The following is a 23,499-nucleotide window of genomic DNA, read 5'->3' on the forward strand; positions in this document are numbered from 1 at the left end:
TTCGGTCAGGCACGAACCAGCACTTTCTTGAGTTTCTGAATGGCTTTCCAGGTTCGGCTGTTTTGCATGGCTCGCAGTTGCGCTTCGGCGTGTTCGGCGCGTTGCAGGGCGGCGGCGAGGTGGTTTTCGGTGGGGTGGCTGAAGTTGTGGCCTTTGCAGAACTGGAAGTCGTCCAGGTTGCACGGCGGGATGTCGAAGGCGGGTTTGAGGGCCAGGTGTTCTTCGGCGAGGTAGTAGGTGTTGATGCCGTCGAACAGGATGGACTGGTAGCCAGCGCCGGTGACGAGGGTTTCCCAGGTCTGGTCGCGTTCCCATGGGGTTTCGATGAGGATGATCCACGGTCGCCATTGGGTGAAGTCCATACCGCGCAGGACGGTTTCTTCGTGGCCTTCGACGTCTATTTTCAGGAAGTGGATGGGGCGATTCCGTGCGTGTTGTTCGCAGATGGAGGCCAGGGTGCGGGATTTGACGGTTTGGCTGCGCACATCCATGCCGGCATCTTTGTGTTGCTGGGCCAGAGCCGGATCAAGGGTCGACAGGCCGGTGCCGGCGATGCCGTAGAAGGTCAGGTCGTCGGCGCTTTCGCCGGCCACGCACTGCAGATTGATGTCGTTAGGGCGTTGCTCGCACAGGGCAGCGTAGTAATTCGGCATGGGTTCGACATTGATGCCGGTCCAGCAACGGTCATAGAAGGCCTTGGTAACGGAGTCCTGGGTGGGGTCGTTAGCCCCGATATCGATGTAAAAGCCGTTTTCAACGTTTTTGAGGGCACGCCACAGGCGGATGTCTTCGAAATTCTGTGCGTAAGAAATGAACGTCACGGTCGCATCCTGTCGGTCAGATTCTTTCTCGTTCATGGCCTCACTGTCGGCCCCCTGCATGCTGGTATAGCAAGGGGCGTTACCGGGCGCAATTTTCCGCGATGGTTGTCCGGTATTCGGCGTTTATGTCGTTGTGATGAAATGCTTATGCACAATGTGGCAGAGACGACTATCTGCTCATGACGATTTTGTGGACGGGTTCTCATTTGTCCGCAAATGTCTGTTTTACAGGTTTTTTATTGGGTTGACTAAAAAATGATCAGTCATCTTCCGGACGTAAAACAGCTTGTGTATTGGATCCATGATAATTCCATCAACAGAGTTATCCACAGGCGAAGACTGTTTAAGGGCGTTCCGCCATGAGCAGGAAATTACGCGGCGTCAGTAAGGTTTCACAGAAAGTGCCGAGGCGAACGGTGTAACCCTGCTGAATGAGGAAAAGTACCCGATCAAGTACCAGCCACAGCTCCAGAGGCCGTCGGAAAAGGCCTCGCAGCAGCTCCAGGTTGCGCACTTCGGCCAATCGCTGCCAACCGGCGTCTTCCAGCGCGGCCCAATCTGGCGTGCCGACTGTGGATAAGTCTTTGAGCGCGGCCAGATCGCGGCAGTAATCGGCGAAAGGTTTGTCCAGCCAGGCGCTGGGCAGAGAAGGGGTTGGCAGGTATTCGTCGACGCCGCGCAGTTGCCGTTGCAGCAGGTCGAACGCCAGGCGCCGGGCCATGGAGGTGTCGCGCTGACGTCGGACGCGAGCACCGGCGGTGACGGTTTCGCTCATCGGCAGCGCAAGATCATCGAGGGAAAGGTGTAGGACGGAGCGCTCAGCCGCACAGGAAAGCGGCTGATAGCTGTTCAGATTGATCCGGTTGTAGCAGCACGGTGCAATGGCCAGTTGTTTGCAACCGGCGGCGCTGGCGAGCTGGATCAGCCGTACATGCAGATCACCGCAGGCGTGCAGCGCGACAGGCGTGTGATCGGCATTCAACAAAGACGCTGCGCCAGGCGCGAGTACATCCTGCTCGACATGCAGCGCCTGTAACTGATGACGCTGGCTGAGTGCCTGGCCGCTGGCGACCAGTGCCGGGTCGTATTCCAGACAAGTCAGTCGTTGACCGGTTTGCAGCAGACGTCGCCCCAAATGGCCCTTGCCCGAGCACCAATCCAGCCAATGCGTCGGTGCTTGAGTAAACTGCAAACAACTGGTGAACGCTTCAATCTGCTGCCATTTGCGACCCGGCACATCGACATTCAACCGATGGCCCGCCGTTTCAAGCGCATGAGGCGGCAATTCACCCACCGTGCTCAGTTCAGCAGACATCGCCGCCAATGAAGCAAACGGCTCCGGCGCATCAAGCAAACAAGGTTGGTTATGACTCTTTTCCGCATCCTCCAGCGACCGCCCGCGTAGCCAAAAAGCCAACTCCGGGTAGGACGCTTCCCAAGGCAATTGCAGGTGGGTAAACGGCCGAGGCTTCCACAGCGCCTGATGCTCGATCAGAAAAGCATCCAGCGCGGTGAAACGGGCGAGCAGGGCCTCGCCCGTCAGCACGCAGGGATCAACGCCCTTGGCAGGCATCGACGCGCAACCAGCGCTCCAGCAGCTTGAAGCCGCGCACCAGCACGTAAGCCATCAGCAGGTAGAACATGCCTGCGGCGAAGAAGATCTCCACTGGCAGGTAGGTGCGAGCAATGATGGTGCGGGCCATGCCGGTCAATTCCAGCAAGGTCACAGTGCTGGCCAGGGCGCTAGCCTTGAGCATCAGGATCACTTCGTTGCTGTAGGCCGGCAGGCCGATGCGCGCAGCACGCGGCAGCATGATGTAGAACAGCGCTTTGGTCCGGGACATACCCAGCGCCCGTGCCGCTTCAATCTCGCCCGGTGGAATCGCCTGGATCGCACCGCGCAGGATCTCGGCGATGTAGGCTGCGGTGTGCAGGGTCATGGTCACGGTGGCGCACCAGAACGGACTGCGCAGGTACGGCCACATCGAGCTGTTACGCACCGCGTCGAACTGTGCCAGGCCGTAATAGACCAGGAACAGCTGAACCAGCAACGGCGTACCACGGAAAAAGAAGATGTAGCCGTAGGGGAATGCCCGCACGTACCAGAGTCGTGACGAACGAGCGATGCCCAGCGGAATCGCCAGCAGCAACCCGGCGATCACGGCGATGGCCACCAATTCCAGGGTCAACGTTGCGCCCTGAGCCAGTTTTGGCAGCCACTTGATGATGACTTCCCAGTTCATTGGGTGCTCCTCGCGAAGCCGCGAGCGGCGCGTCGTTCCATAAAATGCATGCCGGTCATGGCCAGAATGGTCAGGCCCAGGTACATGAAGGCGGCCACCATATAGAAGGTGAACGGTTGCTTGGACACGGTCACGCCGATTTGTGCATGACGCATGATTTCTTCCAGGCCGATGACGGACACCAATGCGGTGTCTTTCATCAGGATCATGAACAGATTGCCCAGGCCCGGCAGGGCGATGCGCCACATCTGCGGCATGATCAGCCGGGTGAAGATGCGGAACTTCGACAGACCCAAGGCCACGCCGGCTTCACGGTGACCTTTGGGGATCGCCAGAATCGCACCGCGAAACACTTCCGTCGCGTAGGCGCCGAAGCATAGCCCCAGCGCAATCACGCCGGCGGCGAAGGCATTGAGTTCGAGGTCGGGGTTACCGAAGAACTCGCCCAGGGCGCGCATCAGGTTGACCGTGCCAAAGTAGATCAGCAGCACCCAGAGCAATTCCGGGATGCCGCGAACCAGCGTCGAATAAGTACCGCCAAGCCATTGCAGCGGCTTGTACGGGGAAGTCTTGGCCAAGGCGCCGAGCAGACCGAGCACCAGCCCCAGGCACAAGGCCGAGAGTGCCAGTTTCACAGTCATCAGCGCACCGGCGGCGAGCGCCGGGCCGAATCCGTAGAGGTCGATAATCATGGATATCTTTTCAAATCGCGGCAGGCAATGCCAAGGACTGGCGCCGTCAGCGAACGGCGCCGGTCGGGCAGGTCAGAATCAATAGATGCTGAACGGGAAGTACTTGTCGTTGATCTTCTTGTAGGTGCCGTCAGCGACGATTTCTTTCAGCGCGATGTTCAGTTTTTCGCGGATCGGGTCGTTCTTGCGAACAGCGATGCCGATCTTGTCGCTTTCTTCCACCGGATCGCCCTTGAATTCGTAAGCACGGCCGGCGTCGCTTTTCAGCCACTCGTAGTTGACGTATTTGTCGGCGAGGATGGCGTCCAGACGACCCGACGTCAGATCCAGGTAAGCGTTTTCCTGGGTGTCGTAGAGTTTGACTTCAACGCCCTCCATGTTGTCTTCCAGCCAGGTGCCGGCCAGCGTCGCGCGTTGGGCGCCGATCACCTTGCCCTGCAAGGATTCCTTATCGGTTTTGAAATCGACGTTTTTTGCTGCGATGAACTGCAGCTTGTTGGAATAGTACGGTTCGGTGAAGTCAACCGCTTGCTTGCGCTCATCAGTGATCGACATCGAGGAGATCAGGAAGTCGAACTTCTTGGCATTCAGGGCCGGGATGATGCCGTCCCAGTCGGAGGTAACCACGGTGCACTCGACTTTCATCTTGGCGCACAGGGCGTCGCCGATTTCTTTGTCGAAGCCGACGACATTGCCACTGGCATCTTTGTTGTTGAACGGCGGGTAGGCCGCCTCGATGCCCATCTTCAAGGTCTCGGCGGCGGCACCGGCGCTGAAGGCCAGGGTGACAGCAGCGGCCAGGAAGATTTTTTTGTAGTTCTGCATGCGGGTAGCTCCGTTAGCGGTTGCTGGACATGAATTGTTTGCAGCGCGCCGAAAGCGGGTTTTCGAACACCTGCTGCGGCGATCCTTGTTCTTCTACCAGACCCTGGTGGAGGAACACCACTTCGCTGGAAACCTGACGGGCGAAGCCCATTTCATGGGTCACCAGCAGCATGGTGCGGCCTTCTTCGGCCAATGCGCGGATGACATTAAGTACTTCCTGGACCATTTCCGGGTCAAGGGCGGAGGTGGGCTCGTCGAACAGAATCACCTTGGGCTGCATTGCCAGGGTACGTGCGATGGCTGCGCGTTGTTGCTGTCCGCCAGAGAGTTGCGCCGGGTAGGCGTGACGCTTGTCAGCGATGCCGACCTTGGCCAGCAAGGCTTCGGCGACTTCGATGGCCTCGGCTTTGCTTTGGCCGAGCACGCGGCGCGGGGCTTCGATGATGTTGTCGAGCACGCTCATGTGCGGCCAGAGATTAAAGTTTTGAAATACAAAACCGATCTCGCTGCGCAAGCGATTGATCTGCTTGCCATCGGCAGCAACCAGTTCGCCGTTCTTGGCGGCTTTGAGCTTGAGTTCTTCGCCGGCTACCAGGATTTGGCCCTGGTGCGGGTTTTCCAGCAGGTTGATGCAACGCAGGAACGTGGACTTGCCGGAACCGGAGGAACCCAGGATCGAGATCACGTCGCCGTCGCGGGCGGTCAGCGAGATGCCTTTGAGCACCTCAAGCTGTCCGTAGCGTTTATGCAAGTTGCGGATTTCAAGCGCGGGCGTGGCCTCAGCCATGTGCGTTCCTCATAGTGTTTTGTGCTCCTGCTATTGGCGGCCTTCCTGGCGAGGCGGCCAAGCTAGCATAGCGTTCGAATGGCAGCCAACAGCGCTACGGACAGTAAACGGGTGGCATGTGGCAGGTTGTCGCATCGGCACAGCAGACTGTCGCCCCATCAACAACCGAACAGCCGTTTGAACCAGTTTCGGCATGGCTTCGGCATGGCTGCCGCGTAAAAAAAGGCGCGATGTTGCCAGCTTTGGTGAGGTGTTGGAAGCGCTAACCGGACAAACGTTCCTGATCTGCACTTTTATAGTTATGGAGCGGTAGGGCCGTTTTTTTGTCCGTTGTGCTCGATTCAATCGGGGTGAACCCAATCTTCAACCCGTAAACCGGATACACGTTCAAATTCCCGAAGGTTATTCGTCACGATGGTGAATCCTCGAGAGCGTGCGTGGCCGGCAATCATGTGGTCATAAGGGCCTATTGGTGTTCCTGCTTTAGCCAGTTCCGAGCGAATCATTCCGGTGTGTGCTGCTGCTTCATAGTCAAAAGGCAATATCTCAAGACGGGCAACAAAGCTTTCAATGACAGCGAGGTTTTTTTCCGGTGCGGCAGATTTCTCGGCACCGTATATCAACTCCATCAAGGTGACGGCGCTGATGCACAACTGACCGTGATGACGATTGAAGGCTTCGCGCACAACCTGTGGCTTGTTCTTGATGGTGAAGATGCAGATGTTGGTATCGAGCATGAATTTGATCATTAGAACGACTCACGCTCCTGATCGGTTGGCTGCTCACGGTCGGCCATAAAATCTGCGCTCACGCCTTCACCGTCGAACCAGCTATCCCAGGCTTCTCCTGCCGGGGTGATGAGGCGCGCCCTGCCGATAGCGATAACATCGACTCGCTTCACATCACTAGGCATTGCGACGGCTTTGGGCAGGCGGACGGCCTGGCTTCGATTACTCATAAAAAGGGTGGTTTGTTCCATGGTGGCCTCCTGTGCTTTTGCTGACGCTTGAAGTCAGGAGGATAGAACTCAGGCGGGATATGTCAATGGGATATACGTGGCGACTGACGAAGGGTTGTGATAGTCGCGATAGTTTCATTGTTACAAAAAACGGCCGCGGTCAGAGATGACAAGCGGCCGTTTTTACTTCCCGGGATGACCTTACTCAGCCTTTTCCACCGGCAAGTCCAGCGACTGACGATAATTGTCCAGCGCATCGCCAAAGTCGCTGATGAATTGCGGATCGGTTAGCCAGGCCTGGGCGGCATCGCGGTCCATGCCGTCGGCCCACATGCGGTAATCGATCAGCATGTCGGCGGCCAGATGTGTGGCGGCCATGGCTTCGTTGTCGGCGTTTTCCATGTCCAGCAGTTCTGGATGGTCGCTGATGATCCCGGCGAGGTTCGACAGCAGGGTCTGCAGCATGTCGTTGCGGCTGGTGGCTTCGGCGTCGCGCATTTTGCTGAACATCGCCAGGGTGTATTCCGGGATCGGCTCGCCGGGTTCGCCCAGGTCATCGTCCAGCGCGGCGGGTTTTCTGCCATGGATATTGATTTGTTTGGCTTTGATCTTGGCGCGTTTGGCGCGTTTCTGTTGCTTGTTCAGGGAGGCCATGGGAACTCAGTTCGGTTTCTGTTGGTTTTGGGCTGCGATGACTTCGGACGCTGCCACGTAGTCAGCCTGGAAGGCCGGGGATTCGATCCACGCCAAGGCGCTGGCTTCGTCGGCTTCGGTGGACCATTGGCGATATTCGATCAGTGCAGCAATGATGAAGTCTGTCGCGGTTTCTTCGCCTTCCTGTTCCAGCACCAGCGCGAGCAGTGGGTGTTCAAGAAAGGCCACGCACATCGCCTGTTGACTGATCTTTGCCGCATCGATCATCTCTTTGAACAGTTCGGTCAGGTCCACCGATTCGAAGTCGATGCGATCGTCGTTCGGGTCCAGCTCGACTGGCGCGGCGGCCCGCTGGGTGCGGTTCTGCTTGGCCTTGGCCTTGGCGCGGGAGGCGCGTTTGTTCTGCTTGTTGGCGGAGGCCATAGTGTCGTTCCGTAATTCATTGAGGGAGCGCATTAATCAACTGCATGGCACTCGCCACCCGGGTGTATCGGGGGCCAGCTCGCCGGTCTGCAGCCAGGACAATGCAATGGGCCATAGTGTGGCTTGGTATGCGCTGCGAAAAAAGGCGAAATGTCCGACTTCTTCTTCGTTGATGTCTTTTGCGGCTAACCAGCCATCCTGGTCACGCCGTTCATGAACAGTCCTTCCCTGTTTATCAGGACCGCTGCCTGAGTAACCGCTCCTCAAGCACCGCCCATTCCCGATCCAGTTCTGTGCGAAGTTCCTCCTCGCTCGGCAGCACCAGTCTGTAGGTACTGGCGAACAATTGCTCATTGCCTTGCAGCACTGAATAGCGCACCACCGATTCATCTTTTTGCGCGCAGAGAATGAGGCCGACGGTAGGGCCATCCTCCGGTCCGCGCTTGAGGTCGTCGTACATGCGCACGTACATGTCCATCTGGCCGACATCCTGATGGGTCAGTACGCCGCGCTTGAGGTCGAAGATGACGAAGCATTTGAGCAGGTAGTTGTAGAACACCAGATCGATGTAGAAGTCTTTGCTCTCGGTACTGATGCGTTGCTGGCGAGCGATGAAGGCGAAGCCTTTGCCCAATTCGAGCAGGAAGCCCTGGAGTTGATTGATCAATGCTTGTTCAAGTTCGCTTTCCTGGATCAAGCCCGCATTGGGCAGGCCGAGAAACTCCAGTAGCACCGGGTCCCGGATGAAATCCCGGGGCTTGGCGTTCATTTGCTGGATATTGGTAGCGGCTTCCTGTTTGACGGCAGTCCGGTCGCGGCTTGCCAGCAAGCGCTCGTAGTAGAGGGTGTTGATCTGACGCTCGAGGGCGCGACTTGACCAATTCTGCAGAGCAGATTCGTTCATGTACCACTGGCGAGCGTGGTCATTGTCGACTCGTAACAGTCTGCGGTAATGGGTCCAGCTCAATTCGTGACGCAGTGCGTCACGAATTGGGAATGCTTGATAGAACAGGCGCATATAGCGAAGGTTGGAAACGTCGAAGCCTTTCCCAAACTCCGACGTCAGCACTTTCGCCAGCGTCGATAGCAGCTGCTTGCCATACACCGCCCGCCGAGCGCCTTCCTGCTCGAACTCCACAATATGCCGGCCAATCTGCCAACAGGTTTGCACCTGAACGGTATCAACCGCTCGCAACACCTTCTGACGCGCTTCGCGGATCAGTTCGCCAAGATTGCCGAGCAGTGAAGTGATCTGTGGATCTTGAGTGTTACCGGGTTTGAGGGAGGTCATGACATTTTCCGCGGCTGAAGGAAACAGACGCAAGAGGATGGCAAGAGAGTGATAGTCCGCGATGCCGGGCGTTGCTGGTAAGTCGGAAGGAAAGGCGGATTTGTTTTGCAGGACCGGGCCGACTGCGGTCCGTATTTGAGGAGTACACCGTGTAGTCCGATTCGCAGTGAGCCCAAGTGCTAATCGATCTAAAACTTGAACATTCGGTAACAAATCTAAAAAGAGTAACGATTGGGTTCTGCGCAACCCGGGAGTCGCCATCATGAAGAACGTCCATTCATTCATGCTGCCCATCGCCGCTGTCGGCGTACTGATGTTTCCAGTCGTACTGAGCGCCGCCAGTCTTGAACCGATCGACAGCACAGGCGTGCAAGTCCAGCAGCAACAGCAAAACGGGATTACGTACCTGTCCGGGGGGATCGGAGAGGATGAGGCTCGAGCCATTCAACAAACCCAGGGCTACAACCTGCACATGACCTTCTCCATCGGGGCGGAGGGCAAATATGTTCCGGATGTAAATCTGGTCATTCAGAAAGACCCGGGGCAACCCGTGCTGACGCTGAGTGAGGCTGGCCCGCTGGTTTACGTACAGCTGCCACCTGGCAAGTACACCGTCGTCGCGACGCGCAATGGTGAGGAACGGCGTGATACGGCGGATGTAGGAAGTGGTGCCGCTCGCAATCTTGTCTTCCACTGGAATACTGAAAACTAGCCCAAGAGAAACGCTTGCACGATGCCTGATCAAATCGCGGGCATAAAAAAACCCTGAATCTTGCGATTCAGGGTTTTCGGTATTTGGTGCCCAGAGACGGAATCGAACCGCCGACACGGGGATTTTCAATCCCCTGCTCTACCGACTGAGCTATCTGGGCAACGGGGCGCATTAAACTGGTTTTTCAGGGGGTCGTCAAGAAAGTTTTCAAAAAAATTTTAATTTATTCCGTCGCTTACGATCCGGACCCCGATTTTGCAGGGTTACTCCGATGGCGGAACGTAGCCTTCGGCCTTGGCGTATTCCTCGCCGGAAAAGAACTTGTCCATTTCGCCCTGAAGGTATTTGCGGTCTTCGGCGTTCATCATGTTCAGGCGTTTTTCGTTGATCAGCAGGGTCTGGTGTTTCTGCCAGTCCGCCCAGGCCTTGGCCGAGACGTGGTCAAAAATGTCCTGACCTTTTGCACCCGGAAATGGCGCGCGCTCCAGGGCGGGTAATTCTTCTTTGTACTTGCGGCACATGATGGTACGGGTCATGACGACTCTCCTGCGTTCAATACGGCGGCCGCGCGTTCGAGCAAGGTTTTGACCGGGGCGGCAAGGCCCAGGCGCGGCGGGGTGGCGAGGTTATACCAGAGCCAGTCGGCCTCGGCCACGTGATGGCCGGCTTCCTGGACCTGAACCAGCCAGGGTTCAATGGATAACTGAAAGTGGCTGAAGGTGTGCACCAGGCTCGGCAGTGCCTGTTGGCTGCGCAGTTCCAGCGAATGCTGCGAAGCCAGATGTTGCAGGTCGTCGAGGTCATCGAGTTCCGGCAGGCTCCAGAGACCGCCCCACAGGCCCGTGGAAGGGCGACGGTAAAGCAGAATCGCACCTTCGCCATTGGCGAGCATTGGCATCAATGTGCGCTTCTGTGGCACGGCTTTGCGCGGCTTGGGGATCGGGTAGCGGGTTTCCAGGCCAAGCAGGTGCGCCTCGCAGCCCTTTTCCAGCGGACACAGCAGGCAGCTCGGTTTGCTGCGGGTGCAGAGCGTGGCGCCCAGGTCCATCATCGCCTGGGTGTAGGCATTGACACGGGTCTGCGGCGTAAAGCGCTCAGCGTTGGCCCACAGCTGTTTGGCAACTTTGGGCTCGCCCGGATAACCCTCTTGCGCGGTAAAGCGCGCCAGCACCCGTTTGACGTTGCCGTCGAGGATCGGCGCCCGCAGGCCCATGCTGATGCTGGCAATTGCGCCAGCAGTGGAAAGTCCAATACCCGGAAGGTCGATGAGTTTTTCCACATCACGGGGAAACTCGCCGCCATATTCGGCGACGACAATCTTCGCGGTCTTTTGCAGATTGCGCGCGCGGGTGTAGTAACCGAGGCCGGTCCACAGGTGCAGCACTTCGTCTTCCGGCGCGGCGGCCAGAGCTTCAACTGTCGGCAGCGAGGCCATGAAACGGTCGAAGTAATTCAGTACGGTGCTGACCTGGGTCTGCTGCAACATGATTTCCGAGACCCACACCCGGTATGGGGTGATGCCCTGTTGCCAAGGCAAATCGTGCCGGCCATGTCGGTCGTACCAGTCCAGCACTGCTGTTGAAAACTGCTCGGCTCTCATCGCTTGAACAGCCCCTTGAGCGCGTTTTTCAGTTCCGGGCTGACTTTATCGCCAAGCTTCTCGTCGATTTTTTCGCTGATCCGTTCGCCGGCCAGTTTGCTGGCGACTTGTCCCATGCGTTCGTTGTCGATGCGGCAAGCCTTGGCGCCCAGTTCCAGCGGGCCGCGGCAGCGCAGTGGCCACTCGATGCCGACGAAGCGCTCGCTGACCTGGCAGGCCGGGTCCGGCATGTCGCTCTTGTCGCCTTCGACGATCACGCCGACGCGGTAATCCATGCCCAGCACCCGCAGGTCGATGTCGCCGTTACCGTTAACGGTCATGCCCGGGATACGCACTTTCAGGTCGGGGTTACTGGCCACGCCGTTGCGCAAGGTCAGGTTGCCCTTGAGCTCTTCGAACGGTGTGTCCTTGCCCCGTGGCTCGCCGGTGAGGGTTTTGCGGTTCAGGGTGGCGATGCCTTTGCACAGTTGCTGCTCCAGGTTGGCATTGAGCAGCACGCCGTTATTGATGACGAAACTGGCGTTGCCGTTGAGGTTATCGATCAGCACGTTCTGGCTATTGCCGCTGCTGGTCAGCGCGCTGGTGAGCGTAACCAGGCCTTGGACGGGTGGGGTTTTCCCCTGGCTTTCGAGGATTTTTTCCACGGGCACTTTGCTGATGCGCGTCTGCATGTTCAGCGCCGGTACTTGCTGGCGCGCGTCCAGGGTACCTTTGGCTTCGAAGTTGCCGTCGTACAGGTCGCCGCGCAGGTTTTCCAGCGTCAGCAGGCCGCCTTGGCCAGAGGCCTTGAGTGCAGCATTCTGAATCGGCAGTTTGTCGAGGGTCAGTTGGCCAAAGGTCAGGTCGGCATCCACGTCGAGTTTGTTCAGGCGCTCCACCGGGAAAAGACGGTCGGTACTCCATGGCCCTTTGGTCGGTGATGGCGGCAGCGGTGAACCACCTGCACCCGCCATGGCCTCGCTCTCGGTGTTGGCCACTTCGGCCTGACGCACTTGCTTCGCACTATTGGCTTCGGCGGATTTTGGTGGCAGGTAACGATCGACGTTGAAGGTGTCAGCCTTGAGGTTCAGTCGCAGCGATTGCTTGGCGAAGTCCTCGACAGCGATGCGGCCGCTGAAAGTGCTGTCGTCGAGTTTCAGGTTGAGGCCGTCGAGGGACAAACTGGTTGGCGTGGCGGCAACCTGGCTCACCAGTTCGACTTTGCTCAAACTGCCTTCGGCCATTGCAGGGAATTTCTGGCCGATGCTGTCGACGAATTTCACCAGATCGAATTGGGCAATCGACAGGCCGCCGCTAATTTGCGGGGTCTTGTCGAGGTCGTTGGCCTTCAATTCACCCAAGGCGCGCAGTTGGTTGGCGGAGATTTTGATGCCGGTCCATTCGGCGACGTTGGCAGCCCTGTCCAGCAGCAATTGGCCTTGAGCGGCGAAGGTCATGGTCTTGCCTTGCAGCGGATCGCCGGCGACTTCACCGGAGAGTTTCATGTCTTCGAATTTGTAACGCTGCAGCGCGCGCTCGAAACGCAACTCGCCGGCCAGCTCGGTCCGCACCCGCAGAACAGGTTGGTTGGTACCGAGGAACGCGGTGAGTTTGACCGGGATATTGGTCGAATCATGCACCGGGCCAGTGCTCAGCTGGATGCTTTCGGCGCTGAACTGCCTGCCGGTTCTCTCGTCGCTGTATTCAACGCGGGCGTTGTTGACGGTCAGGCTGTCGATGTCCAGGCGGATCGGCTGGGCCGGTTTTTCTGCCTGGGTGGTGGTCGTTGGTGCCGGTTCGCCAGCGGTGGCGGGCGGCGTGGTCGTGCCGCTCGGGGTGGCAGGTGCCGGGGCCTTGCCGATGTCTTCCCAATTGCCGTGGCCGTTCTTGTCGCGATTCAGGCGCAGGTTCAGGCCTTCGACGCGCACATCGCTCATCTGCACTTCGCGGCGCAGCAGCGGAATCACGCGGACCGACAGGCCGAGCATCTGCAAGTCTGCGAACGGTTCGGCAGGCTTGGCCAGGGTCGCCACACTGGCTTCATGCAACTCCAGGCCTAGCCAGGGAAACAGGCTCCAGCCGATATCGCCATTGAGCGTCAGCTCGATGTGGGCCTTGTCGCGGGCAATCTGGCGAATCTCGTCTTTATAGTCGTTGGGATCGAAGAGGTGCGTCAGGGCAAAGCCCAGCGCCACAATGATCAGCAACAGCCCGAGAAGTACCAGACCCAGGATTTTGCCGAACGCTTTCATGGGCGAGTCCTTGTATTAGTCGAATTCAAATTTAGCCGGGGAGTATAGCGCTCCGAAGTGGCCGGCCGGTCAGTGATCACGTCGGGAGTACATCCAGCGGCACCTTCAGCTTAGCCGCTAGCGCTTGAGCTTCGAGGTGCCCGGCAGGCGCCAGCAGACGCAATGTCGCGCCCGATTGCGACGCCATTTTTTGCGCTTCGTTCACTAGACGCTCAGCAACGCCACGACGACGAGTGATTTTTCGTACGCATAAATGGGACAAGTGCCAGACATCGGGGTGCCGTTGCAAACGTGCCGCCCCCAATAGCCGATCGTTGAAGCGTCCGGCGATCAGCGAACCGTTCTGCAGGCAGTCTTCAATCAGCTGCAGGTCACTTGTAAATGGCGCAAACAGCCAGTCCGGGGCGTCGCGATAGATTTTTTGAAGATCTTGCTGGTCCTGATAAGTGGTGTGGTTCAGCAGCTCGACAATGATCGGCATGGTGTCTCCCTTGAAAGCTGATCCGGTCCCGTAGATACCGTCTTGACGTGTTCCCGGTTGTAGGTGCTGGCTTGCCAGCGAAGGCGGCCTCACAGCATGCAGCGCTCTTGAAAACGCCTTCGCCGGCAAGCCGGCTCCTACGGATTCGGTGTTGTTCACAGCGTAGGAGCTGGCTTGCCAGCGAAGGCGGCCTCACAGCATGCAGCGTTCTTGAAAACGCCTTCGCCGGCAAGCCGGCTCCTACGAATTCGGTGTTGTTCACAGCGTGAATGAGATCAGATGACATGCAATGCGTGATGTCACTTTGGTTTTTCTGTCACGTGCAAATGGTAACCTCTGCCCGTTCGTCCGTCCCTTCTGCGACCTGATGTCGTACCAAAATGGAGTTTCATCTAAAAAACAGTCATGCCCTGCGTGCATTAAGGCTGGGGGTGAAGTACGGCTGGCGAACAATACTAATAATTGGGGGAAACACCATGACTACGAGCATCACGGCGGACGGCTTTGCCGATCAGCCCGCGTTCCTGTCCAAGGAACGTATCATCGCCAAGCCCGGTTTCAACCGTTGGCTGGTACCACCGGCCGCTCTGGCCATCCACTTGTGCATCGGCATGGCCTACGGTTTTTCGGTGTTCTGGTTGCCGTTGTCCAAAGCCCTGGGCGTCACCAAGGCCGTGACTTGCGCGCCGGACATGAGCTTCATCGCTCAGGTCTTTTCGTCTCAATGCGACTGGCCGATCTCGATGCTCGGTTGGATCTACACCCTGTTCTTCATCTTCCTTGGCTGCTCGGCAGCCATCTGGGGCGGCTGGCTGGAACACGCAGGTCCGCGCAAGGCGGGTGTGGTGTCGGCGCTGTGCTGGTGTGGCGGTCTGCTGATTTCGGCGCTGGGGGTCTATACCCACCAGATCTGGCTGATGTGGATCGGCTCCGGGGTCATCGGCGGTATCGGCCTGGGGCTGGGTTACATCTCGCCGGTCTCGACCCTGATCAAGTGGTTCCCGGACAAACGCGGCATGGCTACCGGCATGGCGATCATGGGCTTCGGCGGTGGTGCGATGGTCGGTGCTCCACTGGCTGCAGCGTTGATGGGCCATTTCGCTTCGCCAACAAGCGTGGGCGTATGGCAGAGCTTCCTGGTGATGGCCGCGATCTACTTCGTGTTCATGATCGGTGGCGCGCTGTCCTACCGCGTTCCGCCAACCGGCTGGAAGCCTGAAGGCTGGACTGCTCCGGCGAAAAAAGCGTCGAACTCGATGATCACTCACCGTCACGTCCATGTGAATGTGGCGTGGAAAACTCCGCAATTCCGTCTGGTGTGGCTGGTGCTGTGCCTGAACGTTTCGGCGGGTATCGGCATCCTCGGCATGGCTTCGCCACTGTTGCAGGAAGTCTTTGCCGGTAAATTGCTGGGCACCGACCAGACATTTGGTCAGCTGGATGCCGGGCAACTGGCCTCGATCGCAGCGATTGCTGCCGGCTTCACCGGGTTGTTGAGCCTGTTCAACATTGGTGGCCGGTTTTTCTGGGCTTCGTTCTCGGATTATCTGGGTCGCAAAAACACTTATTTCGTATTCTTCGCCCTCGGTTTCGCGCTGTACGCGCTGATCCCGAACCTCGGTCACTTGGGCAATGTTGCGCTGTTCGTGGCGGCGTTCTGCATCATTCTGTCGATGTACGGCGGCGGTTTTGCGACTGTTCCGGCTTACCTGGCGGACCTGTTCGGTACGCAAATGGTCGGCGCGATCCATGGTCGTCTGCTAACGGCGTGGGCGGCGGCGGGTGTGTTGGGGCCGGTATTGGTGAACTACCTGCGTGAATATCAGCTGAGCATTGGCGTTGAACGTGCTGCGGCTTACGACATCACCCTGTACATCCTTGCGGGCCTGTTGGTGTTGGGTTTCTTGTGCAACCTGATGGTTCGCCCGGTGGCCGAGAAGTACTTCATGACCGACGCCGAACTGGCCGCCGAACAGGCGCTGGGCCACGACAAGGGTGCTGACGCCAGCACCGTACTGCAATGGAAAGCGGATGCGGGCACCAAGCCGTTGGCGGTAGCTGCGTGGCTGGTGGTGGGGATTCCATTGGCGTGGGGTGTTTGGGTGACGATGCAGAAGACTGCGGTTCTCTTCCACTAACGCAAAACCCCTGTGGGAGCGGGCTTGCTCGCGAAGAGGGAGTGTCAGTCGACATCGATGTTGCCTGGCACACCGCTTTCGCGAGCAAGCCCGCTCCCACATTTGCTCTCCGTGGGCACAGGTTTTGTGTTTGCCGGCTTGTACTGACATGTCTATCCCCGACAGCAGGGGATTCACTCCGTCAGTGATATCACCTCTCGTGTTTCTGTTTAGCGCCCGCGACCCTATAATGGCTGCCTTTTTCGCCCCAATGATTTTTGCGGAGCTGGTGATGGCCGAACGTATGGCGTCTGTCGAGCGCGACACTCTGGAAACCCAGATCAAAGCCTCGATCAACCTGGATGGCACCGGAAAGGCCCGATTTGATATCGGTGTACCTTTTCTTGAGCACATGCTGGACCAGATCGCCCGTCACGGGCTGATCGACCTGGATATTGTCAGCAAGGGCGACCTGCATATCGACGACCACCACACGGTGGAAGACGTCGGTATCACGTTGGGTCAGGCGTTCACCAAAGCCATCGGCGACAAGAAAGGCATCCGTCGCTACGGCCACGCCTACGTGCCGCTCGATGAAGCGCTGTCGCGTGTGGTGATCGACTTCTCCGGCCGTCCTGGCCTGCAGATGCATGTTCCTTATACCCGCGCGACCGTCGGCGGTTTCGACGTTGACCTGTTCCAGGAATTTTTCCAGGGCTTCGTCAACCACGCCAACGTCACCCTGCACATCGACAATCTGCGTGGGCACAACACCCACCACCAGATCGAAACCGTGTTCAAGGCTTTCGGCCGCGCCCTGCGTATGGCCGTAGAGCTGGATGACCGCATGGCCGGTCAGATGCCATCGACCAAAGGCGTTCTGTAATGCAGACGGTCGCGGTTATCGATTACGGCATGGGCAACCTGCACTCGGTGGCCAAGGCCCTCGAGCACGTCGGTGCCGGCAAGGTCTTGATCACCAGCGATGCCGATGTGATTCGCGAAGCCGACCGGGTGGTTTTCCCCGGCGTCGGCGCGATTCGCGATTGCATGGCGGAGATCCGTCGCCTGGGCTTCGATTCGCTGGTGCGTGAAGTCAGTCAGGACCGTCCGTTCCTCGGCATTTGCGTGGGCATGCAAGCCTTGCTCGACCGTAGCGAAGAGAACGACGGCGTGGACTGCATCGGTCTGTTCCCAGGCCAGGTGAAATTCTTCGGCAAGGATTTGCACGAAGACGGCGAACACCTGAAAGTCCCGCACATGGGTTGGAACGAAGTGAAGCAGACGGTGAGTCACCCGCTGTGGCACGACATTCCGGACCTGGCGCGTTTCTACTTCGTGCACAGCTACTACATCGCTGCCGGCAATGCGCGGCAGGTGGTGGGTAGCGGTCACTACGGTGTCGATTTCGCCGCTGCGCTGGCCGACGGCTCGCGTTTCGCCGTGCAATTCCACCCGGAGAAGAGCCATACCCATGGCCTGCAATTGCTGCAGAACTTCGCTGCGTGGGATGGTCGCTGGTAAATGGCTGCCAAAAAGAAGCCGCCGATCCTGACCCTCACTCCCGAACAGGAGAGCGAGGCCAATCACAAGATCAAACGCTTCATGGAGGATCGCTTCGAGCTGGACCTGGGTTCGTTCGAAGCGGCTGAAATCCTTGAGCTGTTTACCCGTGAAATTGCTCCGCACTATTACAACAGGGCGATTTTCGATGTGCAGACGCACCTCAAAGAGAGGTTCGAAAGCATTGAAAGCGACCTGTGGGCGCTCGAGAAAAACTGATTTCCGAGCGAAGCTGAATACTCGAATTTGAAGGTTTGCCAGATGCTGATTATTCCCGCTATCGATCTCAAAGACGGTGCCTGTGTTCGTCTGCGCCAGGGCCGCATGGAAGATTCCACGGTGTTCTCCGATGACCCGGTGAGCATGGCTGCCAAGTGGGTGGAAGGCGGTTGCCGTCGTCTGCATCTGGTCGACCTGAACGGTGCCTTCGAAGGCCAGCCAGTCAACGGCGAAGTGGTCACTGCCATCGCCAAGCGCTACCCGAACCTGCCGATTCAGATCGGCGGCGGTATCCGCTCGCTGGAAACCATTGAACACTACGTCAAAGCAGGCGTGAGCTACGTGATCATCGGCACCAAAGCCGTGAAAGATCCGGCTTTCGTGGCTGAAGCCTGCCGCGCGTTCCCGGGCAAAGTGATCGTCGGTCTGGATGCCAAAGACGGTTTTGTCGCCACCGACGGCTGGGCTGAAATCAGCACCGTTCAGGTGATTGACCTGGCCAGGCAATTCGAAGCCGACGGCGTGTCCGCGATCGTTTATACCGACATCGCCAAAGACGGCATGATGCAGGGCTGCAACGTTTCGTACACCGCCGCTTTGGCCGCGGCGACGAAGATTCCGGTGATCGCTTCCGGCGGTATCCACAATCTGGGTGACATCAAGTCGCTGCTCGACGCCAAGGCGCCAGGCATCATCGGCGCCATCACCGGCCGGGCGATTTACGAAGGCACCCTCGATGTCGCTGAAGCGCAAGCTTTCTGCGATTCGTACAAAGGCTGAGGACTCACCATGGCGCTGGCCAAACGCATCATCCCTTGCCTGGACGTGGATAACGGCCGGGTGGTCAAGGGCGTCAAGTTCGAGAACATTCGCGATGCCGGCGACCCGGTGGAAATCGCCCGTCGTTATGACGAGCAAGGTGCCGACGAGATTACCTTTCTCGACATCACCGCCAGCGTCGACGGTCGCGACACCACGCTGCATACCGTCGAACGCATGGCCAGCCAGGTGTTCATCCCGCTGACCGTGGGCGGTGGCGTGCGTACCGTGCAGGACATTCGCAACTTGCTCAATGCCGGTGCGGACAAGGTCTCGATCAACACCGCTGCGGTGTTCAACCCGGAATTCGTCGGCGAAGCGGCTCAGCATTTCGGCTCGCAATGCATTGTCGTCGCCATCGATGCGAAGAAAGTTTCCGGTCCGGGCGAAACCCCGCGCTGGGAAATCTTCACCCATGGTGGTCGCAAGCCAACCGGCCTCGACGCCGTTGAGTGGGCGAAGAAGATGGAAGGCCTCGGCGCCGGTGAAATCCTGCTGACCAGCATGGACCAGGACGGCATGAAAAACGGCTTCGACCTGGGCGTTACCCGTGCCATCAGTGATGCGCTGGGGATTCCGGTGATCGCGTCCGGCGGTGTCGGCAACTTGCAGCACTTGGCCGATGGCATTCTCGAAGGCCACGCCAGCGCAGTGCTGGCGGCGAGTATTTTCCACTTTGGCGAATACACCGTGCAGGAAGCCAAGGCTTACATGGCTCATCGCGGCATAGTGATGCGTTAAACAGTCAGGCCAGTGGACAGTGTGGCGAGCTCAAGGCACTCTTGGGCACGCCATGGATTCCGGTAGCCCGACATGCTTAAACGTCTTCTTCTTGTCCTCGCCAGCGCTTCTCTGTTGTTCATCAACGGAGCTCACGCCGAAGAAAATCCCGGCACCGGTCTGGTGTTGCTGACGGAAAACTTCCCGCCGTACAACATGGCGAAGAATGGCAAAAATTTCGCTCAGGACGAGAACATCAACGGCATTGCCGTGGACATCGTCCGCGAGATGTTCAAACGCGCCGACATCACTTACAGCCTGACGCTGCGTTTCCCTTGGGAGCGAATCTATAAACTCGCCCTGGAAAAACCTGGTTATGGCGTGTTCGTGATGGCGCGCTTGCCGGATCGCGAGAAACTCTTCAAGTGGGTCGGCCCTATCGGCCCGGATGACTGGATCATGCTGGCCAAGGCCGATAGCAAGATCACCCTCGAGTCGCTGGAGCAGGCGCGCAAATACAAGATTGGCGCCTACAAGGGCGATGCGATTGCCGAGACGCTGGCCAAGCAAGGATTGAAACCGATCGTTGTGCTGCGCGATCAGGACAATGCCAAAAAACTGGTCAACGGCCAGATCGACCTGTGGGCCACCGGTGACCCGGCAGGCCGCTATCTGGCGCGCCAGGAAGGTGTGAACGGGCTCAAGACCGTGCTGCGTTTCAACAGCGCCGAGTTGTACCTGGCGCTGAATAAAGACGTGCCGGACGAAACCGTCGCCAAGCTGCAAGCCGCGCTGGATCAGCTGCGCAAGGAAGGCGTCGTTGACGACATCATGGGGCGCTATCTGTAGCAATTATCTCGATGTGGTCTGAAGCGCAACGTCCGGCATCGCGCTCAGGTACACGGCACTTGTAAACACGTTATTCAACATTGCCCTTGTAAGCTGCTGTTCTCCTGAGGCAACACCGATAATGCACAGTGCATGTGCGCCGCTTTGTGGCCCGATTTCAGAATCGATGTAAGCATCTTCAGCGCCGATGGCGGCGCTGTAATTGTCGGGAGCCTTGCAGTCCCTGGCGTTACTGACGGTTTTGTAACGATACCAGGGCGTCTCGAGGGAAAACCTGAAGTCCCACGTAGGCAATACGATCTGCCCTTTCGCGTTTTGTGTTTTATGAACGTATGACCTGAGCTTCCAAGGCTCCGAGACAGTCAGTTCGACCGGTTCCAGGGAACAGTCCCGCCCATTACGGGTAAAGATGCCGTCGATAAAGCAGTAGTACAGGAAGTTGGCGGAATAGCTGTAGTTGAAACGCGTTGCCTGGCAGGACGAGGAATGTTCGCAGCCGGGGGGAGCTGACATGCTGCGATAGGCGCCGATCTTACTGACGATGCCGGTGATTTCATTGGTGCGGCGGTTCAGCATCGGGCTACCGGAGCTGCCAGCGTAAAGGTCGCAACTGTTTTTCATGGCCAAAGGGAACACCCCGGGGTGATCGATGAACGTTCCGGCGGTTTGTTCAGCACAGGCGCTCAATCGAAGCCCCTGTTCGGTAAAGCCGCCCGGCGCGCCAATGTTAAGCGCATCCTGACTCTCATAGGTTTGATGGGACGCCAGCTTGAGCGGGTTGACCCCGGCCTGTATCAGCGCCGCCAATGTCGCATCGACCTCGAGTACTGCAAGATCGGTCCCGACCAGACTGCTCCATCGGGCAGTCCGGATGGCGTATTGGCGCTTACGTTGTGGCACGTCATGAAAGTAGTGGAAGGTGACGCTGGCTTGCAAAAGCAGATTGGTCCTTGCCGAACCGTACTCAAAGAACACGCAATGACCGCTGGTGAGCAGGTAAGCAGGGCCGGTGGCTTGGCCGTGTCTGTTTCGCGTATCCAGTAGAACGGCGCTACAGGTCTCGCCCGATTGGAGGCTGAGCCGTCCCACGCCGCTCCAGATTTCATAAAGATGCTCACTGTTTTGCAGGGTTCTTGAAGGGGAATCGTTGATGGCGCCTTCGCCCAGATCGCGAGCCTGCACTGCGGAAATAGCCAGCAGGCCAATCAGGCCTGAGAAGCAAAAGAAGCTGAGATATTTCATGTCCATTCCTTGGTGATGAAATTCAGGGTGAGCGCTATCGTGGCACGGCTCTGTGGACCGACAGGTATAAATAGTTATCGCGTTAATGGAGTGGGGCTGCGAGTACTTACCGGGCGGTCGGGAGGCGGTACTGGCCATCCTTGCCGTGCGCTGCCGTTGCACGATTGCCGCGCACGCTGATCATCTGTTTGATATCGATCCAGTCAATACCCTGAGCCTTGAGCTTGGGCAATTCGCGTTCAAGCACCGCTAATGTCTGCGGATACGGATGCCCGATCATCACCGCAGAACCCTGTTTGCGCGCCAGGCTGATAGCCGTCTGTAGCTGAGTGAAGATCGCGGCTTCAGTGGGCTCGTCATCGAGGAAAACATCCCGCGACACGCTCGCCAAACCAATCTTCTGCGCCTCGGCGGCTGCCACGGTTTGTGCACTGGTGCGGCTATCGACGAAGAACTTGTGCCGACGCTGCAAGTCCGCCATCAGCCAGGCCATGGCCGGTTGCTGCGCGGTCATGCGGCTGCCCATGTGGTTGTTGATGCCAGCGGTATACGGCACCGCCTTGAACGCCGCGCTCAAGCGCTTCTCGAGTTCTTCGATGGGCTGCTCGGGATGCCAGGCAAACGGCCCGGTGGCCGGGGCCATGGGCATGTGCAGGATGACGATTTTGCCGGCGCGATGGGCTTCGCGGGCGAACTCGGTGGCGTGGGGTGTGTCGGGCATGATGGCCGTGGTGACCGGGCCGGGCAGCGCCAGTACGCGGCGATCCTGGGGCTGATTCTGTCCCAGGTCATCGATGATCAGGCTCAGATAAGCCTTCGGGGGTGTGGCCGCTGTTATGGTAGGCGCCGCGTGAGCGACACCCGCCAGACAGCACAGCAGGCCGAGGAGCAACCGCACGCGCATCTCAGTGGCCGCGGGTGATGCTCAGCCCTTTGAGCAGGCTCAGGGCCTGGGCCAACTGGTAATCGTCATCTTGTGGCATGGCCTTGGCTTTGCCAGCGGAACCGGTCGGTTTGTCGGCGCCGCCGTTGCCATTGCCCAAGTGGCCTTGCAGATCGGCTTCCTTGAAGTATTCGCCGTCCTGCTCGTTGGTGATCTTGGCCCTGCGCACTTCAATGTCCGGGACGATGCCCTGGGCCTGAATCGAGCGGCCGTTCGGCGTGTAGTACAGCGCCGTGGTGATTTTCAGTGCACGTTCGTTGTTCAGCGGCAACACGGTCTGGACCGAGCCTTTGCCAAAACTGTTGGTGCCCATGACCACCGCGCGTTTCTGATCCTGCAGGGCGCCGGCGACAATTTCCGAGGCCGAGGCGCTGCCACCGTTGATCAGCACGACCATTGGCACGGCTTCGCTTTCATCCTTGCCGGTAGCGGAGAAGCGCAGTTCGGAGTTGGCGATGCGGCCCTTGGTGTAGACGATCAGGCCCTTGGTGATGAAGTGGTCGACCACTTCCACCGCCGATTGCAGCACGCCACCCGGGTTGTTGCGCAGGTCGAGGACGATGCCGCTGAGCTTCTTGCCGTTGTCCTTGCGCAGCTTGGCCAGGGCCTTGGAGACCTCTTCGCCGGTCTTGACCTGGAACTGGGTGATGCGGATGTAGCCGTAGCCGGACTCCAGCAACTGGCTCTTCACGCTCTTCACTTGAATGATGGCGCGGACCAGGGTTACGTCGAACGGCGCACCGCCGTCGCGTACCAGGGTCAGGGTGATCTTCTGGCCGATCTTGCCGCGCATCTTGTCGATGGCTTCGGTCATGCTCTGGCCGCGAGTCGGCTGGCCGTTGATCTTGACGATGAAGTCGCCAGCCTGAATGCCAGCCTTGGAGGCCGGGGTGTCATCGATGGGTGAAACCACTTTGATGAAACCGTCTTCGGCGCCGACTTCGATGCCCAGGCCGCCGAATTCGCCGCTGGTGCTTTCCTGCAATTCAGCGAAGTCTTCCGGGCCAAGGTACGCGGAGTGCGGGTCGAGGTTGCTGAGCATGCCTTTGATGGCGTTTTCCAGCAGGGTCTTATCGTCCACCGGTTCGACATAGGCTGCCTTGATCCGGTCCATGACTTCGGCAAAGGTGCGCAACTCGTCCAGCGGCAATGGCGCCTTGGTGGTCGCGGCAGTGCCTGCAGGTGCGACCGCCGGGGCAGGCTCAGCGGCGAATGCCAATGGTGCGCCGATCACCAGGGCAATCGTCAGGGCCAGCGAGGTAAGGCGGGACAAATACAGCATGTCGAACGAACTCCTGAATTAGGTAAC

Annotated in this window: 26 protein-coding genes, 1 tRNA gene and 1 pseudogene; 8 read left to right on the plus strand and 20 right to left on the minus strand. The window is 58.5% G+C overall.

What is annotated here, in order from left to right; all coding sequences use genetic code 11:
- Positions 1-5: 5 nt before the first annotated feature.
- The 12 genes and pseudogenes from MEB48_RS08270 to MEB48_RS08325 all read right to left on the minus strand — a co-directional run bounded on the left by MEB48_RS08270 (position 6) and on the right by MEB48_RS08325 (position 8,694).
- Positions 6-821: an FkbM family methyltransferase gene (locus MEB48_RS08270; protein WP_237883573.1), complete on the minus strand. Its 816-nt coding sequence runs from the start codon at positions 819-821 to the stop codon at positions 6-8.
- Positions 822-1,164: 343 nt separating this feature from the next.
- On the minus strand, positions 1,165-2,394 hold the full coding sequence (locus MEB48_RS08275) for a methyltransferase (RefSeq protein ID WP_237883575.1): 1,230 nt from the start codon (positions 2,392-2,394) through the stop codon (positions 1,165-1,167).
- Positions 2,375-3,064 (minus strand): ABC transporter permease, encoded by a 690-nt coding sequence (locus MEB48_RS08280; RefSeq protein WP_237883577.1) that lies wholly within the window; start codon positions 3,062-3,064, stop codon positions 2,375-2,377. Before MEB48_RS08280 ends, MEB48_RS08275 begins: the two co-directional genes overlap by 20 nt.
- Complete coding sequence (locus tag MEB48_RS08285) at positions 3,061-3,756, minus strand: ABC transporter permease (protein WP_223488539.1); 696 nt, start codon at positions 3,754-3,756, stop codon at positions 3,061-3,063. The genes MEB48_RS08280 and MEB48_RS08285 overlap by 4 nt, the downstream gene beginning before the upstream one ends.
- Positions 3,757-3,834: 78 nt before the next feature.
- Positions 3,835-4,581 (minus strand): ABC transporter substrate-binding protein, encoded by a 747-nt coding sequence (locus tag MEB48_RS08290; protein WP_237883580.1) that lies wholly within the window; start codon positions 4,579-4,581, stop codon positions 3,835-3,837.
- Positions 4,582-4,594: 13 nt separating this feature from the next.
- Entirely contained in the window at positions 4,595-5,368 is a 774-nt protein-coding gene (locus tag MEB48_RS08295; protein WP_007897462.1) for an ABC transporter ATP-binding protein, read from the minus strand.
- 341 nt (positions 5,369-5,709) lie between these two features.
- Positions 5,710-6,117 carry a type II toxin-antitoxin system tRNA(fMet)-specific endonuclease VapC gene (gene vapC, locus MEB48_RS08300; RefSeq protein ID WP_237883582.1) on the minus strand — a complete coding sequence of 136 codons (408 nt, stop codon included), beginning with the start codon at positions 6,115-6,117 and terminating at the stop codon, positions 5,710-5,712.
- A complete protein-coding gene (gene vapB, locus MEB48_RS08305) occupies positions 6,117-6,347 on the minus strand; it encodes a type II toxin-antitoxin system VapB family antitoxin (protein ID WP_237883583.1) in 231 nt (76 codons plus the stop codon). Before vapB ends, vapC begins: the two co-directional genes overlap by 1 nt.
- A gap of 180 nt (positions 6,348-6,527) precedes the next feature.
- Positions 6,528-6,980: a hypothetical protein gene (locus MEB48_RS08310; protein WP_237883585.1), complete on the minus strand. Its 453-nt coding sequence runs from the start codon at positions 6,978-6,980 to the stop codon at positions 6,528-6,530.
- 6 nt (positions 6,981-6,986) lie between these two features.
- Positions 6,987-7,403 carry a hypothetical protein gene (locus MEB48_RS08315; protein WP_237883587.1) on the minus strand — a complete coding sequence of 139 codons (417 nt, stop codon included), beginning with the start codon at positions 7,401-7,403 and terminating at the stop codon, positions 6,987-6,989.
- Between the two features lie 36 nt (positions 7,404-7,439).
- Positions 7,440-7,583 (minus strand): annotated as a pseudogene (locus tag MEB48_RS08320) (alpha/beta hydrolase); the annotation flags it as partial.
- Between the two features lie 55 nt (positions 7,584-7,638).
- The gene (locus MEB48_RS08325) at positions 7,639-8,694 is read right to left on the minus strand and encodes a PDDEXK nuclease domain-containing protein (protein ID WP_237883589.1); all 1,056 of its coding nucleotides are present in this window, start codon (positions 8,692-8,694) and stop codon (positions 7,639-7,641) included.
- Between the two features lie 262 nt (positions 8,695-8,956).
- On the opposite strand from MEB48_RS08325, the gene MEB48_RS08330 reads away from it, so the two are divergent.
- Positions 8,957-9,406, plus strand: a complete 450-nt coding sequence (locus MEB48_RS08330) for a carboxypeptidase regulatory-like domain-containing protein (RefSeq protein WP_237883591.1) — start codon at positions 8,957-8,959, stop codon at positions 9,404-9,406.
- Between the two features lie 84 nt (positions 9,407-9,490).
- On the opposite strand, the gene MEB48_RS08335 is transcribed toward MEB48_RS08330, so the two are convergent.
- The 5 genes from MEB48_RS08335 to MEB48_RS08355 form a co-directional block, all read right to left on the minus strand.
- Positions 9,491-9,566: transfer RNA gene (locus tag MEB48_RS08335), tRNA-Phe, on the minus strand.
- A 103-nt stretch (positions 9,567-9,669) separates the two neighbouring features.
- Positions 9,670-9,942, minus strand: coding sequence for an oxidative damage protection protein (locus MEB48_RS08340; protein WP_047272894.1), 273 nt, complete (start codon positions 9,940-9,942; stop codon positions 9,670-9,672).
- Positions 9,939-11,006, minus strand: coding sequence for an A/G-specific adenine glycosylase (mutY, locus tag MEB48_RS08345; RefSeq protein WP_237883593.1), 1,068 nt, complete (start codon positions 11,004-11,006; stop codon positions 9,939-9,941). The genes MEB48_RS08340 and mutY overlap by 4 nt, the downstream gene beginning before the upstream one ends.
- A complete protein-coding gene (locus MEB48_RS08350; protein ID WP_237883595.1) occupies positions 11,003-13,237 on the minus strand; it encodes an AsmA family protein in 2,235 nt (744 codons plus the stop codon). Before MEB48_RS08350 ends, mutY begins: the two co-directional genes overlap by 4 nt.
- A 76-nt stretch (positions 13,238-13,313) precedes the next feature.
- Positions 13,314-13,718, minus strand: coding sequence for an acetyl-CoA sensor PanZ family protein (locus MEB48_RS08355; RefSeq protein ID WP_237883597.1), 405 nt, complete (start codon positions 13,716-13,718; stop codon positions 13,314-13,316).
- Positions 13,719-14,194: 476 nt separating this feature from the next.
- Between MEB48_RS08355 and MEB48_RS08360 the strand changes: the two genes are divergently transcribed.
- The 7 genes from MEB48_RS08360 (at position 14,195) to MEB48_RS08390 (ending at position 20,005) form a co-directional block, all read left to right on the plus strand.
- Positions 14,195-15,856 carry an OFA family MFS transporter gene (locus MEB48_RS08360; protein WP_237883599.1) on the plus strand — a complete coding sequence of 554 codons (1,662 nt, stop codon included), beginning with the start codon at positions 14,195-14,197 and terminating at the stop codon, positions 15,854-15,856.
- Between the two features lie 271 nt (positions 15,857-16,127).
- The gene (gene hisB, locus MEB48_RS08365) at positions 16,128-16,721 is read left to right on the plus strand and encodes an imidazoleglycerol-phosphate dehydratase HisB (RefSeq protein WP_007939452.1); all 594 of its coding nucleotides are present in this window, start codon (positions 16,128-16,130) and stop codon (positions 16,719-16,721) included.
- Entirely contained in the window at positions 16,721-17,359 is a 639-nt protein-coding gene (gene hisH / locus MEB48_RS08370) for an imidazole glycerol phosphate synthase subunit HisH (RefSeq protein ID WP_237883601.1), read from the plus strand. Before hisB ends, hisH begins: the two co-directional genes overlap by 1 nt.
- Positions 17,360-17,617 (plus strand): DUF2164 domain-containing protein, encoded by a 258-nt coding sequence (locus tag MEB48_RS08375; RefSeq protein WP_018929213.1) that lies wholly within the window; start codon positions 17,360-17,362, stop codon positions 17,615-17,617.
- A gap of 42 nt (positions 17,618-17,659) precedes the next feature.
- The gene (gene hisA, locus MEB48_RS08380) at positions 17,660-18,397 is read left to right on the plus strand and encodes a 1-(5-phosphoribosyl)-5-[(5-phosphoribosylamino)methylideneamino]imidazole-4-carboxamide isomerase (RefSeq protein WP_007939449.1); all 738 of its coding nucleotides are present in this window, start codon (positions 17,660-17,662) and stop codon (positions 18,395-18,397) included.
- A gap of 9 nt (positions 18,398-18,406) precedes the next feature.
- Positions 18,407-19,177 (plus strand): imidazole glycerol phosphate synthase subunit HisF, encoded by a 771-nt coding sequence (gene hisF, locus MEB48_RS08385; protein WP_007897430.1) that lies wholly within the window; start codon positions 18,407-18,409, stop codon positions 19,175-19,177.
- A 72-nt stretch (positions 19,178-19,249) separates the two neighbouring features.
- Complete coding sequence (locus MEB48_RS08390) at positions 19,250-20,005, plus strand: substrate-binding periplasmic protein (protein WP_237883603.1); 756 nt, start codon at positions 19,250-19,252, stop codon at positions 20,003-20,005.
- Between the two features lie 3 nt (positions 20,006-20,008).
- Here MEB48_RS08390 and MEB48_RS08395 read toward each other — a convergent pair whose 3' ends face one another.
- The 3 genes from MEB48_RS08395 to MEB48_RS08405 all read right to left on the minus strand — a co-directional run bounded on the left by MEB48_RS08395 (position 20,009) and on the right by MEB48_RS08405 (position 23,472).
- Positions 20,009-21,247: a trypsin-like serine peptidase gene (locus MEB48_RS08395; protein ID WP_237883605.1), complete on the minus strand. Its 1,239-nt coding sequence runs from the start codon at positions 21,245-21,247 to the stop codon at positions 20,009-20,011.
- Positions 21,248-21,353: 106 nt separating this feature from the next.
- Entirely contained in the window at positions 21,354-22,151 is a 798-nt protein-coding gene (locus MEB48_RS08400) for a divergent polysaccharide deacetylase family protein (protein ID WP_237883607.1), read from the minus strand.
- A gap of 1 nt (position 22,152) precedes the next feature.
- On the minus strand, positions 22,153-23,472 hold the full coding sequence (locus tag MEB48_RS08405) for a S41 family peptidase (protein WP_237883609.1): 1,320 nt from the start codon (positions 23,470-23,472) through the stop codon (positions 22,153-22,155).
- Positions 23,473-23,499: the final 27 nt, after the last annotated feature.

This window comes from Pseudomonas sp. PGPR40 (genome assembly GCF_022014505.1).
GTDB lineage: Bacteria > Pseudomonadota > Gammaproteobacteria > Pseudomonadales > Pseudomonadaceae > Aquipseudomonas.